Origin of the sequence: Virgibacillus kekensis (assembly GCF_042654125.1) — a bacterium.
GTDB classification, from domain to species: Bacteria; Bacillota; Bacilli; order Bacillales; family Amphibacillaceae; genus Lentibacillus; species Lentibacillus kekensis.
Map to the genome: position 1 here is coordinate 155,145 of NZ_JBHSFU010000015.1, position 13,397 is coordinate 168,541.

Annotated in this window: 19 protein-coding genes and 1 pseudogene; 19 read left to right on the forward strand and 1 reads right to left on the reverse strand. The window is 40.2% G+C overall.

Going from position 1 to position 13,397, the window contains the following annotated elements; genetic code table 11:
• Positions 1–18: 18 nt before the first annotated feature.
• The 14 genes and pseudogenes from ACFO3D_RS18505 to ACFO3D_RS18570 all read left to right on the forward strand — a co-directional run bounded on the left by ACFO3D_RS18505 (position 19) and on the right by ACFO3D_RS18570 (position 8,687).
• Positions 19–570 carry a GNAT family N-acetyltransferase gene (locus tag ACFO3D_RS18505; protein WP_390299736.1) on the forward strand — a complete coding sequence of 184 codons (552 nt, stop codon included), beginning with the start codon at positions 19–21 and terminating at the stop codon, positions 568–570.
• The gene (locus tag ACFO3D_RS18510; protein WP_390299739.1) at positions 560–1,033 is read left to right on the forward strand and encodes a GNAT family N-acetyltransferase; all 474 of its coding nucleotides are present in this window, start codon (positions 560–562) and stop codon (positions 1,031–1,033) included. The genes ACFO3D_RS18505 and ACFO3D_RS18510 overlap by 11 nt, the downstream gene beginning before the upstream one ends.
• A complete protein-coding gene (locus tag ACFO3D_RS18515) occupies positions 1,012–1,815 on the forward strand; it encodes a hypothetical protein (protein ID WP_390299742.1) in 804 nt (267 codons plus the stop codon). The genes ACFO3D_RS18510 and ACFO3D_RS18515 overlap by 22 nt, the downstream gene beginning before the upstream one ends.
• 15 nt (positions 1,816–1,830) lie before the next feature.
• Positions 1,831–2,136: a hypothetical protein gene (locus tag ACFO3D_RS18520; protein ID WP_390299745.1), complete on the forward strand. Its 306-nt coding sequence runs from the start codon at positions 1,831–1,833 to the stop codon at positions 2,134–2,136.
• Positions 2,137–2,178: 42 nt separating this feature from the next.
• The gene (locus ACFO3D_RS18525; protein WP_390299747.1) at positions 2,179–2,730 is read left to right on the forward strand and encodes a GNAT family N-acetyltransferase; all 552 of its coding nucleotides are present in this window, start codon (positions 2,179–2,181) and stop codon (positions 2,728–2,730) included.
• Positions 2,724–3,266 carry an HAD-IIIA family hydrolase gene (locus tag ACFO3D_RS18530; RefSeq protein WP_390299750.1) on the forward strand — a complete coding sequence of 181 codons (543 nt, stop codon included), beginning with the start codon at positions 2,724–2,726 and terminating at the stop codon, positions 3,264–3,266. The genes ACFO3D_RS18525 and ACFO3D_RS18530 overlap by 7 nt, the downstream gene beginning before the upstream one ends.
• 12 nt (positions 3,267–3,278) lie before the next feature.
• Positions 3,279–3,751: pseudogene (locus ACFO3D_RS18535) on the forward strand (NUDIX hydrolase).
• On the forward strand, positions 3,752–4,228 hold the full coding sequence (locus tag ACFO3D_RS18540; RefSeq protein ID WP_390299752.1) for a GNAT family N-acetyltransferase: 477 nt from the start codon (positions 3,752–3,754) through the stop codon (positions 4,226–4,228).
• An 18-nt stretch (positions 4,229–4,246) separates the two neighbouring features.
• Positions 4,247–5,032 (forward strand): hypothetical protein, encoded by a 786-nt coding sequence (locus tag ACFO3D_RS18545; RefSeq protein ID WP_390299755.1) that lies wholly within the window; start codon positions 4,247–4,249, stop codon positions 5,030–5,032.
• A 51-nt stretch (positions 5,033–5,083) separates the two neighbouring features.
• Entirely contained in the window at positions 5,084–5,653 is a 570-nt protein-coding gene (locus ACFO3D_RS18550) for a nucleotidyltransferase family protein (RefSeq protein ID WP_390299758.1), read from the forward strand.
• The gene (locus ACFO3D_RS18555; RefSeq protein ID WP_390299761.1) at positions 5,644–6,147 is read left to right on the forward strand and encodes a GNAT family N-acetyltransferase; all 504 of its coding nucleotides are present in this window, start codon (positions 5,644–5,646) and stop codon (positions 6,145–6,147) included. The genes ACFO3D_RS18550 and ACFO3D_RS18555 overlap by 10 nt, the downstream gene beginning before the upstream one ends.
• Before the next feature lie 3 nt (positions 6,148–6,150).
• The gene (locus ACFO3D_RS18560; protein WP_390299764.1) at positions 6,151–6,594 is read left to right on the forward strand and encodes an SRPBCC family protein; all 444 of its coding nucleotides are present in this window, start codon (positions 6,151–6,153) and stop codon (positions 6,592–6,594) included.
• 160 nt (positions 6,595–6,754) lie between these two features.
• Positions 6,755–7,294, forward strand: a complete 540-nt coding sequence (locus tag ACFO3D_RS18565) for a sigma-70 family RNA polymerase sigma factor (protein WP_390299767.1) — start codon at positions 6,755–6,757, stop codon at positions 7,292–7,294.
• A complete protein-coding gene (locus ACFO3D_RS18570) occupies positions 7,272–8,687 on the forward strand; it encodes a DUF4179 domain-containing protein (RefSeq protein ID WP_390299770.1) in 1,416 nt (471 codons plus the stop codon). The genes ACFO3D_RS18565 and ACFO3D_RS18570 overlap by 23 nt, the downstream gene beginning before the upstream one ends.
• 363 nt (positions 8,688–9,050) lie before the next feature.
• On the opposite strand, the gene ACFO3D_RS18575 is transcribed toward ACFO3D_RS18570, so the two are convergent.
• Entirely contained in the window at positions 9,051–10,094 is a 1,044-nt protein-coding gene (locus ACFO3D_RS18575) for a C45 family autoproteolytic acyltransferase/hydolase (RefSeq protein ID WP_390299773.1), read from the reverse strand.
• 213 nt (positions 10,095–10,307) lie between these two features.
• Here ACFO3D_RS18575 and ACFO3D_RS18580 point away from each other — a divergent pair, with 213 nt between their 5' ends.
• From ACFO3D_RS18580 to ACFO3D_RS18600, 5 genes are all read left to right on the forward strand, one after another.
• A complete protein-coding gene (locus tag ACFO3D_RS18580) occupies positions 10,308–10,679 on the forward strand; it encodes a VOC family protein (protein WP_390299776.1) in 372 nt (123 codons plus the stop codon).
• Positions 10,680–10,785: 106 nt separating this feature from the next.
• Entirely contained in the window at positions 10,786–11,301 is a 516-nt protein-coding gene (locus tag ACFO3D_RS18585) for a DinB family protein (protein ID WP_390299778.1), read from the forward strand.
• 24 nt (positions 11,302–11,325) lie between these two features.
• Positions 11,326–12,291 (forward strand): NAD(P)H-dependent flavin oxidoreductase, encoded by a 966-nt coding sequence (locus ACFO3D_RS18590; protein WP_390299781.1) that lies wholly within the window; start codon positions 11,326–11,328, stop codon positions 12,289–12,291.
• A 93-nt stretch (positions 12,292–12,384) separates the two neighbouring features.
• Positions 12,385–12,582 carry a PspC domain-containing protein gene (locus tag ACFO3D_RS18595; RefSeq protein WP_390299784.1) on the forward strand — a complete coding sequence of 66 codons (198 nt, stop codon included), beginning with the start codon at positions 12,385–12,387 and terminating at the stop codon, positions 12,580–12,582.
• A 298-nt stretch (positions 12,583–12,880) separates the two neighbouring features.
• Positions 12,881–13,354 (forward strand): GNAT family N-acetyltransferase, encoded by a 474-nt coding sequence (locus tag ACFO3D_RS18600; RefSeq protein ID WP_390299787.1) that lies wholly within the window; start codon positions 12,881–12,883, stop codon positions 13,352–13,354.
• The last annotated feature ends 43 nt before the right edge of the window (positions 13,355–13,397 follow it).

Sequence of the window (13,397 nt, forward strand, 5' to 3'; positions counted from 1 at the left end):
ATGGGCAAGGTGGATATAATGCTATTTCAGAACAGAAAATTAGCGGTTCGTAAGATGAAAGCAAAAGATAGGTATATAATGGCACAATGGCTTTCTGACCCGGCAGTTCTAGAATTTTACGAAGGACGGGATCAGCCATTCACTCCTGAAAAGATAGATGAGAAATTTTTAAATCGGGATGATGGTGTGACCCGCTGCATGGTTGATTACGGTGGAACAAACATCGGATATATCCAATTCTATCCGCTTGACGAAGAGGAAAGAAAAATTTACGGCTACGAGGATGAATATATCTTTGGAATTGATCAGTTCATCGGGAAAACATCGTATTGGAATATGGGTATAGGAACGTTGCTTGTGAAGTCGATGGTCCGCTATTTAATTGTCGAGAAGAATGCGTACCGTGTCGTAATGGATCCGCAGGTAAGGAATCCAAGGGCGCTTCGGTGTTATGAGAAATGTGGATTCCAAAAGGTAAAACTATTGCCGAAACGTGAACTTCATGAGGGCTTATATGAGGATTGTTGGTTGATTGAATATAATACCAAGGGAGACGAAGATGGACTATAACGTAGAGGTATTACTGGAAAACAACGAAGAATTTGCCGGTTATTTAAAGAATAGAATAAAAGAATTTAATAACATTCACTCGGCCCACCATAAGAATGTAAGGAAGGCAGGATCTACTCAATACATTAATATAATTGTATCGCAAAACAGCGATTGGGTCGGTGGTATATCAGCAGATGTTTACTGGGGATGGCTCGAGATAAACGATTTTTGGTTTAATGAGGAGCTCCGTGGAAGAGGGTTTGGCAAAACCTTACTGCAAAAAACGGAAGAGATTGCCATTGACAAAGGTGCGCAAAAATCCTTGCTCACGACATTTGATTTCCAGGCACGAAATTTTTATACGAAATATGGTTACGAAGTGGTGGGTGAAATAAAAGATTATCCGCCTGGGAGCAGTTACTTCACGATGGTAAAAACGCTGGTTAAGGAGGGAACGGGTTGGCAAAAAAAGAATACATAATTGCTGGGTTACTGGCTGTGTCGCTGATTTTTAATTATGTCACCTGGAGTCAATTGCAGGAGGTAATGGAGCAGCAATTCACCTATGCGACACAACAGCAAGTGAACGAGGCAAGGGATGAAATTTACTTCCTGCATGATCAAATCAACCAAATAAAACAAGAGCGTGCATGGATCCAAGACTCGTCGTTTGAATTTAACAGGGAGTCCTCTGATTTTTATAACGCAAATCTAGAAGGCCAGTGGACATTTAAACAGCTTAAGCAGGATCAGACGCCGTATCTATTGCTGAAGAAAGAAGATGCTGAGTGGAAAGAGATTAAGCTCGATAAATTGAGTGGGCTAACATATGGAACTGTTATGAAACTATCTACTGAATCGAATTACCAATATAAACTCACAGCCAAAGGTCCCACTTCACAATCAACTGAAGTGAGATCGGTACCTTACCATTTGTACGGCATTCCAAGGGTGGAAGTAAAGTATGCAAAGAGCGGAACCTCTGAAAATGGGGTGATATTTGATTTTATGGCGATAGTCGATCCTAACCCTGTTTTTGAAGAAATGGTTCCTGAAGAGATATTTGTGGAACTTCAAAGAGATGGCGAGCCTGTCCAAAAAGTTAAGTTAGTTCCTTCCAAGAAAGAAGACAACGTATGGAAAGTAAACTGGACAGCAGAGGATATTAAATCACTAGAGGATTACAAACTTTTCACTATCGCTAAGTTCAGCAACGGTTTTACCAAAAGGGAAGAAGTGAAACGGTTTGGGATGGAATTTTAAGAAGGGGGAGTTTGGTTGAAAAAACTGCGTAGGCTGGTTTTAATTCTAATCGCAATTTTTATTCTTCTCCATATAACACCTCAGATGGCGATTCGTACCCATGTGATATTTATGGGGTATCCCGTTGCGGCAGTGACCAGCGGTATTGTGGAATACGAGTCTCATAACAAGACTGACCGGGAAAGGCTCGAGAAGTTGAATGCAAAAGTATACACATTAACCAATCCCCCCGTAGAGGAAGCTACCCAGGGGGAATTAAGGAATTTTATTGTAAAAAAATATGGCTTCATCTATTTTGCTGAGTACTATGGACACGGATGAATGGGATACGGTTCACCATTTAACTTTTAGGGGGGACTATTGATGGAATTTAAAGAAATGGAAACGGAGCGGCTTTGGCTCGTTAAAATTACAGACGAACATACACAACGGTATTTCGATATCATGTCTAATGACGATGTTACCAGATATTATGGGATGAACAGCCTGGAAAGTATAGAGGAAGCAGAGCGGCTTATTAAATCTTTTCGCGTTACATTTGAAAATAGGAGAGGCGCCCGCTGGGGGCTGGTGTGGAAAGATACCGGGGAGTTCATTGGGACAGTCGGACTTAATAACCTTAATCTAAGGAGCAAAAAAGCTGAGGTAGGGTTTGAACTTCATCCAGACTACTGGCAAAAGGGAATAACGACTGAGGCGGTTAAGGCAGTGTTACGATATGCATTTGAGGAACTCAACCTTTACCGGATGGGAGCCGTTACCTTTCCGCAAAATAAAGCATCGATAACCTTGCTGGAGCGAATTGGATTTCAGAAAGAAGGCTTATTACGCGGATACCTTTATCAGAACGACCGCTCGCACGACGTACTGATTTTCTCATTATTAAGCACCGAATATGCGGAGAGAAAATGGTGATACATGCAGTATTTGTCGACAGGGACGGGACAATTGGTGGGAGCGATAAGGTGGAGTATCCAGGGGAGTTTGCGTTATTTCCTTCTGTAGAGGCCAGTTTAGAGAAATTGAAACAGGCAGGCGTGAAACTTTTTTCTTTTACCAATCAGCCCGGGATATCCAAAGGCGAGGCAGCAAGGGAGGACTTCATAAGGGAACTTGAGGGATTCGGCTTTGACGAGGTATGTCTTTGCCCACACCACCCAGATGAGGGATGCCGTTGCCGAAAGCCCGGGACTGGAATGCTCATGCAGGCTAGAGAAGACTACCAATTGGACCTTGCCAAATGTGTGGTGATTGGTGACCGGTGGACAGACATGGTTGCAGCGGATATAGCAGGTTGTATCAGTATTCTAGTGAAAACCGGGGCTGGAGCGGAAGCATATAAAAAATTTCAAAACAATACGTATACCGGCAGATGGGCTGAAGTGGATCCTGAACTGGTAGCAAATAATTTTGAGCAGGCTGTGGATTGGATTTTCGAAAGGTATTTTTAAAGGGGGCTTTAAATGGAACAAAAACATCCGAAACATATCATTGCTGTCTCAGGCTACATAACGAATGAAGATGGTGAGGCACTGCTGGTAAAAACCCATGATCGTTCAGATACATGGGAATCCCCGGGTGGACAGGTTGAAGAGGGCGAGGCCTTGGACGAAGCAATGTGCAGGGAGGTTTTGGAAGAGACCGGATTGGTAGTGGAGGCGGTAGGCATAACGGGCATGTACTATAATGCATCCATTCATCTTTTATCTGTTGTTTTTCAGGCAAAATGGATAGGTGGATTGCTTAATGTCCAGCATGAGGAAATTAAGGAAGCCAAGTTGTTCGGCTGACCGAGTCAAACATTGGTAACTATATAACCCGTCCGCACTTCAATTCACGTACGCTGGATGCTATGAGGGCAGAGACCTATGTTCCATATGAGGCATGGGATACAAAAACATATAACTTGCTCGGCAGATTGGAGGGAGGCAACTAATTGAAATTCAAAGTTAAAGAGGCAACGCTGGATGATTACGAAAGAATTAAACCAATTCATAAAATGGTTCATGAACTGCACGTTAACGGCAGACCTGACAGGTACAAACTGGTTGAAAACACGCTGGATAAAGATTACTTCAGAGGACTTATTGAAGGGGAAGACGGCAGTGTTTTCATTGTGGAGCAGGAGAAGGAAATCATTGCCTTTGCTTTCGTGAGAGAAACGGAAACACCCAAACGTGCAACGTTAATACCCAAAAAGAACGTATTTATTGAGGACTTCGGAGTGGATGAGAAATACAGAGGCAAAGGGCTAGGTAGAATGTTGTTCAATAAAGCCCACGATTTAGCGAAAGATATTAACGCTGACAGCCTTGAACTAGGTGTCTGGGAATTCAATGAAGAAGCGAGAGAATTCTATGAAACAATGGGGATGACTACGCAGGCAAGAAAAATGGAATTGAAAATCAAATAGATTAAGGAGACGCAATGAATGAAATACGGAGTTTCAGTTAAGGATACATCAAAGGTAAATGAAATAGAAGCGAGCGGATTGGCGCTTTTAACGGAACTGAATGATTTCGCAGACTCGCTGAAAGCTATTATATCAATTGAGGAACCACCACGGGGGATTATTTTTCATGATCTGGAGTCAGCAACAAAACTTTACTCAACCATACCGCTGCCTGCTTATACTTCAAGGGATTTAATCCATATTACTCCTCTAGTCGAGACATGGAAAGAAATTTTTCTTGCTTCAGCAGGTGGAGTGGATGAAGCAGTTGAATATTATAATAATCTTGAGCTGGCTGATGTAGTTGAGATTGCTGCTCATGAGCTGACGCATCATTCGGACTTCTTCCATGATGATTTTGACGGGGACGAAGAGAATATGTGGTTTGAGGAAGGGTTATGTTTTTATATTCCACGTAAACTGATTTATTCTGCTGAAAAATTCGAGCGTATCATGGATGTGGAGAAAAAGTTGATTGATAGATACAAAGCTGAGTATGGTGACTATACGCTTGATAAGTTCGGGGAAGCCGGTTACCGGGGCGGAGAAAACTTTAGCTATTCAGCAGCATTTTACGACTATTGGCGGAGTACGATAACCGTGAAACGACTGGTTGAAGATTATTGTGATGGTAATCTGCAGGAGTTGATTAAAATTTATACAGAATGGACAGAGGATGACCGAAAGCAAAAGCTGATAGATTATTTCAGACAAAAATTCAATATGACACATCAGAAAGCTCATGATTTAGGGCTTGCTGAGTAGAAAAGAAACTCAATGAAGCATTACTATAATTTACAGGGCAGGAGATTGCTAGTGCTGGAAACCTTATCATTTATAGGCGAAAGATTAAACAACAAAAGGATTACCTGGTCGGTTGGCGGCTCACTCCTCTTAAAATTTCATGGTTTGGTAGATACCCCTAATGATATTGATATACTAGTTGATGAGGACCATATAAATTCTGCCAAGGATACGCTGTCGCAAATCGGTAAACCGGAAGAGGCGATACATAAAGAACCCTTCCGTACTAGATTTTTTTCAACGTATAAGATTGGAAGCTTTAATGTGGATGTAATGGGTGGTTTCGCAGTCAAACATGATGCAGGTGTATACAGGTTGCCATTTCGGAAGTCTTCGATTGTTGCCTATGAAAATATCAATGGCGTGAACATCCCATTGAGTTCGCTTGAGGACTGGTACATACTTTATTGGTTGATTCCCGGCAAACAGGAAAAAGCTGCTCTATTGGAAAATCATTTTAAAATCAATGGGATTAACTGCCCAAGTCTTCTTGAAAAAGCATTAGAACGGCCACTGCCAAGGGAGATTAAAGACAGAGCTAAGAAATTATTGAGTCAACGAGGTGAAATGGGATGGAAGTAACGATCGCTAAGCCCAGCGAGCACCATACAGAAGGGATTGCGTCCGTCTGTGCAGCTGGCTGGAGGCAAACAGTAGAAGGTAAATTAAGCGTAGCATACCAGGAGCAAAATGTGGAGTTCTGGTATAACCATCAACGGGTTCGGGATGATATAAAAGCAGGAAACTACTCGCATGTTGCATTGCATAATTTAGAAGTTGTTGGTGTTGCTGGCGGTGGGATGACTGGTCCTAAAACAGGTGAGGTATTTGTGTTGTATGTCGACGAATCCTGCCGGTATCAGGGGATCGGCCGTCAGCTGCTGGAAGCGCTGACAGATGAGCAAATTGAACTGGGGGCGAATGAACAGTGGGTATCGGTCCAGGAGGATAATCAATACGGTATCCCTTTTTATGAGGCTAGAGGGTTTATTTTTCAGGAAAAAAGAATTACAGAAACCGAAACAGGAGAGAAACAGGTATCACGACGGTACCTGCGAAAATTGAGGGAGAGATGACAAATGGATAATAAAATTACAAGCAAAATGAAAATAAACAAGCCGGCTGGTGAGGTGTTTGAGGCATTTGTGGACCCTGATAAAATTGGGAACTTTTGGTTCTCATCAAGCTCGGAAAGATGGCATCAGGGAAGTACAGTAACGTTGAGATATGATGAGTATGATGCGGAAGGCGCCATCGACATTTTGGTGATCCAGCAAAATGAGAAAATTGTCTATGTCTGGGGTCCAGAAAAAGGTGAGAAAACAACTGTAACTATCGAGTTGAACTCCCAGCCTGATAAAAGCACCATTGTTGAAGTGACAGAATCAGATTTCAATGAGGATGACCCTAACATAGTTGCTATAATGCTCGGACAAAAAGAAGGTTGGGTGTATATGTTAACTTGTTTGAAGGGCTATTTGGAGCATGGAGTAAGTGATCTTAGGGGATCGCTGGTCCATTAAGTTATAAATGGTTAATTCAGCTAGGAAAGTGTACATAAATCATAAATCCAGAAAACAGCTTTGTTAATTGATTAACAAGGCTGTTTTACTTTTGTGTTTTGAAACTTATTGAAACTTTATGGACTTATACTTGCTCTAATCAGTGAAAGGAGGTTGGAAGTTGGAAAAGTCGGAACTTGTTAAAAAATCTATAAATGGTGATGTGCAAGCTTTTGAAAGATTGGTTAAAGATGAGAGTGAAAAACTGTATAAGACAGCAATACTGTATGTCAGAAATAAAGAAGATGCACTTGATATATTACAGGAATCCATCTATAAGGCATTTATTTCTATGAATCAGTTAAAACAACCAGAGTATTTTAATACCTGGCTCACAAGAATTCTTATTCATACTTCCTATGATTTTTTACGAAAGCGGAAGAAGATAGTTCTTGATGAAAATGTTATGCATGAGGTATCGGAGGTTAATGATCAGGATATCGAAGGAAGAATTGATCTCTTAAATGCCGTTACCAAACTAAATAAAAATTACCAAACTGTTATAATCTTATTTTATTATCACGATTTACCTATAAATCAGATAGCGGAAACGATGGGTACGCCCCAGAATACAGTTAAAACGTATTTGCGCAGGGCCAAAATGGAATTGAAAAATCTTATTGAGGGAGTGAGAAACTGTGAAAAAAGAGCATTTCGATAGGAAAATCAGTGAAATAGACGTCCCGAAAGGTGAGGTTTTTAATGCAATTGACAAAGGGATAAATAGAGGCATAAAAGAAAAAACTCGAAGCAAAAAGTCAGGTTTTAAAATGTTCGGGTTGGTATCCTCTGTTGCAGCGTCATTATTCTTAGCATCTGGGTTGGTCTTCGCCCCAGTATCAAATGTGCTGGCATCTGTCCCACTCATTGGTTCTGTATATGCAAACTTTAGCTTAGAAATTGGCTCCCAACTAATGAAGAGTGAACTAATAACGAAAATAAACCAGAAGGCATCAAGTAATGGGGTCGACATCACTGTTACCAGTGCATATTATGATGGCAATGTTATAGGTATTACATTTAAAGTAGAAGGCGATAAAGTTTCGCTTAGTGAAATCGGAGATCAGGGCCCTGAAACTGGATACAGATTCCATTTGTTTGATGGAAAGGAAAAGAAGCAATGGCCGGGAACTATGACTGGTCTCAGAAAAACTGCCGATGGGTATGTAGCCGCAATGGAATTCTATAATCAGTTATCTGATTTACCAAACGATTTCACCTTACCTCTAACTTTTACTTCCATAACAGGTGTGAATGGAGAATGGCAATTTGATGTACCAGTGAAGCAGATTCCACCGACAGTAATTCAAGTTGATGATACAAAAGTTTCTTCAGAAGGTGAATATGCTGTGGAAGTAGAATCCATTTCAAAAGGTAAAGCAACAACTTTAATTAGTTACAGTACAAAATTACCGTTAATTGGCAAAGAGGATTATCTTTCTATTGATGTTTTCGATAGTGCTGGAAGCAGGTTGGGAAGGGGAAGCGGTAATGTATTGAGTATCGATGAAAAATCAGGGACTATCAAAAAAGAACTTCGACTTCTGCTGCCAAATGAAATCGACACCGATACTGAGTTTATAACAATTAAACCAATCTTAGAAAAATATGAAAAACCTACTGTGGCAGCGTTGGCTCAAAGTGTTCCATTTTCTATTGAGAGTGAGCGGTTTAATTATAATATAGAGATACGTAATATTGAACAAGAAGGAAATGAATTTATACTTGAATATGTTGTTGATACAGAGAATAATTCCACCATTAAGAATGACGTCGTTCAAAATTTCGCAGACTTTATCATGCTTACTAAATCCGAGGATGTTCACTACAAGGAAAATGGTGAGCTGGATATGAATAACACCATCGGACATCAGATCAGAAGCGTTGACGTCAAACGTCTAAAGGATGATAAACGCTTATTCCGCTCAGTTTACAGGGTTAAAAATATCGACACTTTTGATATAGATAATTATTCTTTAATGGTGCCATTTGGAACACTGAGTCTAAACAGCAAAAATACTGAAATGAAACCGATAAAGATAGATTTAAAATAGTATGGTTGAAGAGGAATGTAAAAATGTCACGTTTAGTTACTGGCAAGTATGTAAATTTAGTGTGTTACCTTGTTGGGAGTTAGTTCTGAAACCTTTATGGTGGCTGTCAAGCCAGAAGATCCACTAGTTGCCCATGATACCGAAGTAAAGCTAAACTTTCGTACTAGTGTTTATTGGTTTGAAATTCTTCATCAAGTAATTTTAATAGCAACAATGGAGGCAGGTTCTTACCAAAGACCATTATTTGATCGAGCTTGATGAAGATTAATCATTAATAATTATGTTAAATCCCTATTATAGAACTGCATCCCAAATGATGGTGCTATCAAACATTTTGGGTGCAGTTTTCTTTTTCTGGATAATCTACTCCATATTCACAAACGGATCAGGATAATTTAATTCACCTTTGATACGTTTCACGTTAATGTTTTGACCATACAGCCACTTAGAGAAATCGAAAATGACAGGCTTGCGATCAGGACCAATCACGAACCAGGCTTTTAATTCTTTCGGAAAATATACGGATGTATGAATGGTGCCTGCTGAGGCATCGTATTTTTTTGAGAATACGTCATTGGCAGGGTCATTCATAACTTTGAAAGCTTGATATGGGTTCGTTGCATGCATCTGTTTAGTTTGAATAGTCTTCTCCCGTTGCCGTGTTTCCTCCTGACGGTAACGATTTTCTTCATCGAGCAGGTGGAAATGGTTCGTGCATACGTTGGACTTCCTTGCAGCCACATGTCGTGGCGAAGCTTCAACCACATAAGATTCTCCCGATGGATCGAGTAGTACATAACTGAACGAATGTCTATGTGGAATTTCTTTAAGCAGAGAGATTGCCTCGTCCACATCCTTACACGTTTCCAAAATTAAGCGGCCAATCATATTGCACAGAAATCCATCGCCCGATTTTTTGCTGTGTGTGAAATTATAGCCCATCACAAGACCCTTCTCGTTCATTCCATCAATCCGCCCGGTGATTTGCATAGACGGACCAATCACCGAAAACCCCTGGTCAGTCGGCTGATACAGCATATATCGACCCTCATAGCCTCTTGGATGACTGTCATAATTTCGGACCATAAAATTGGGGTCGGTAAATATAGAGCAGCCACTCCTGACAAACTCCAGGTAATAACCGCCAAACAGACGGAAAGCGTCATCTATATTCATTTGAAGCGCGTCAGCAAGTCCATTGATTTCTTCCAGAATGCCCGGCACAATTTTTGTTATGAGTTCTTTATATTTTTCTGAATCAATTATAAAGTGCCGATCTTTCTTCGGCCCCCATTGCTTTTCGCGGTTAGGCAGAATTGGTGAATCCTTGAGCAGCTCACCCTGAAAATATCCAAAGTCATAATGGGTACCTCTAAATTGAATTACGTCACTGAAAAACTGTTTCATTGTCTTCATTCCTCTAAGAATAGTGATTTAGCCAGGTGTTCTTTGTTTTACCCATTTTACTATGTATTCATCCGGGAAGTCTTTTCAGAAGTTTAAGGCAGAGAAAATAAAGGGATTTACACGAATTACGGCGAATTAAGAGAGTAGTGAAAAAATATGCAGGAAATGATTTTGAAAAATGGTATAGCCGCTTATTAAAAAGGAGATTTGTTAATGAACCTACGTATGGAACTTTTTGTAGAAAACATGGAGAGGACCATCGAGTTTTACTCAGATATACTGAATTTTGAGGTGCTTGGTGAGGTGAATCATACATACACGTCAATCAGAAATGGAAGCGTTCAAATTGGACTTGGAAAAATGGAAAATCTTCCTGACAACCATCCTCTCAAAGTTAACGACCGTAACCAACAAAAAGGACTTGGGATTGAAATTGTGATAGGCGTAGATGACGTGCATCAAACATATCAGAAAGTCCTGGAAACGGGCTACCCGATCAAGTCAGAAATGGCGGAGAGACCGTGGGGACTTGAGGATTTCAGGTTAATCGATCCTGACGGGTATTATATTCGTATAACATCCTGACATCTATGCTCAAATTTATTATAACATTGGATTGACGAAAATATCAGTCTATTATTTTTCCCAATCATTGATAAGCTGTAAATACCATGTGATAGGAGACGGAAAAATGATAGATTACAGAATTAGTCCGACGAGGGGCTTTAGCGAGAAGATAGGTGAACTTGTTTCCATGCTTGAGCATACAAGAGCTGTGACCATCAGTGAGATAGAACATCTTCGGCAGGAAGAACTGGACTTTTTACCAGACGAGTCGGCAAACTCCATAGGTGGACTGCTTTCCCATATAGCCTCAATCGAATTCGTCCATCAGATCATTTCTCTTGAAAAACGAGATCCAACCGAGAGTGAATTGCAGAAATGGACAGATTCGCTTGAACTGGGAAATAACGCCCGGACAAACATTAAATGCAAGTCGATTGAGTATTATTTAAATGAACTGAAAACTGTCAGGGAAGATACACTTTCATTGCTGCAGGAAAAAGAAGACAGCTGGCTGTTCGAGGAAAATAAATGGGATAATGGTGTGCCGTTTAATAATTATTATCTCTGGTTTCACGTAATGGAAGATGAAATTAACCACCGCGGACAAATTAGAGTAATTAAGCGACAAATGAACCGTTAGTATTTAAAAGGGGAGAAACTTTTTATGACTAAAAAATTAGCTGAAAGCCTTATTCAACAGATGGAACTTCCGGCAATTGCTTCACCAATGTTTCTGGTTTCAAGTAAAGAGATGGTAATTGAAAGCTGTAAGGCTGGTATTATGGGGTCTTTTCCGCTGGCAAATGCCCGAACGCTTGAGGATTTAGATGAGTGGATGACTGCAATTACCGAAAGTCTCTCGGCAGCAAAAAAAGATTCGGACGGAAAGATTGGTCCATGGGCGGTTAATATTGCTGTTCACCGTACCAATAAGCGGTATGATGAGGAACTGGAATTTATTAAAAAATACCAGCCTCCTGTCGTTATTACGTCACTTGGAAATCCCAGTCGGGTTGCAGATGTTGTACATAATTACGGAGGACTCGTTTTTTCCGATGTGATTAATCTGAAGCATGCCAAAAAAGCTGCTGAAGGAGGCACAGATGGATTGATACTTGTCTGTAACGGTGCTGGAGGACACGCCGGCAGTCACAATCCGTTTGCGTTTCTTAACACTGTAAAAGAATTCTGGAATGGCATTACCATTCTGGCTGGCGGAATTTCAACTGGGCGGGATATTCTTGCTGCCAAAGTGATGGGTGCGGACTTTGCATATATGGGAACAAGATTTATTGCTTCTAAGGAGAGCTTAGCTAATAGCGATTATCAAAAGATACTTATAGAATCATCACTTGAGGATGTAATATATACCGATGTATTCAGCGGGGTCAACGCGAATTATCTGGTTCCAAGCTTGGAAAGAGTTGGGATCGATCCGAAGCACTTGCCTACAAAACAAGAGTTTGACTGGTCAAAAACAAGCGGAAAGAAGATAAAAGCGTGGAAAGATATTTGGTCAGCAGGGCATGGAGTAGGTTCGGTGAAGCAAACGGAGTCTATCGCTGAAATTGTTGAGCAGCTTAAGAAAGAGTACAAAGAGTCTAATAAGACTATAGAAGCGGTGAATTAATAACAGGGACTAAGATTTGGATAGGATAAACCCAGTCCAAACATAGACACTTTGCCATTTACTTATTTTGAGTAAAAAGAAGGGGCTGACAAAATGAGAAAATTATATAGGTCCACTAAGGAAAAACAACTCTCAGGTGTGTTAGGTGGCTTAAGTGAAATGTACAATATTGACGTAAGCTTGCTTAGGATTATTACTGTCCTGTCAGGCTTTTTTACAGGTGGGTTAACCTGGCTGATTTATATTATTGCAGCAGCGGTCATGCCAACAGATAAACAGTTAAATAGATAGGCATCGATGTAAATTCCGAAAATGACGTTATTAATGAGGCAGATGGAAAAGTATTTGAAGAGGTTTTTTAAGCGGAGGAAAAAATGGGATGTCGGGTGTTTCCTATTTAACTATATTCATAGAAGTTAAGAAGAGAGAAGGGAACGGAGAAAGTAGTAACCAGGAAAGTTAGAAAACGGTTTCTGTCTCAGATGAGTACAGCTAAACAGGATTGTCTTAGACTGGAATACTGATAGCTATGAAGCAATGGGGCAGTTTACAGAATTACATTATGAGCTGAGGTAGAGAGAAGGATATTATGGAAGTTAGGTTAAAGAAAGCAACAGTTAAAGATGCACCAGCTATTTTGGATATTCAAGTTACAGCTTTTATGCCAATGCTGAAAAAATATAAGGATTATGAGTCCAACCCAGCGAATGAGAATATTGAAAGAGTAATAACAAGGATAAATAATCCAAAGGGTGGTTTTTATAAAATATTAGCTAACAATATACTTGCGGGTGCTATCTGTGTTTTTTGGAAGGAAGATCAGCAGTTTTGGATAAGTCCTATGTTTATTCTGCCTTCTTATCAAGGAAAAGGAATTGCTCAAAAGTCTATCACCCTAATAGAAGAAAGATTTCCACAAGCCACTGATTGGAATTTAGCTACATTAATAGAGGAAAAGGGAAATTGTTACCTATATGAAAAAATGGGTTATTCCGCAACAGGAGTTAGCAAGAAGTTAAACGACAAGGCAACACTGATTTTCTATAAAAAAGGCTGCTCATAAAAAAGCTAAACTGGAGCATTAGGTTGCGATAGAGATTGTAAAA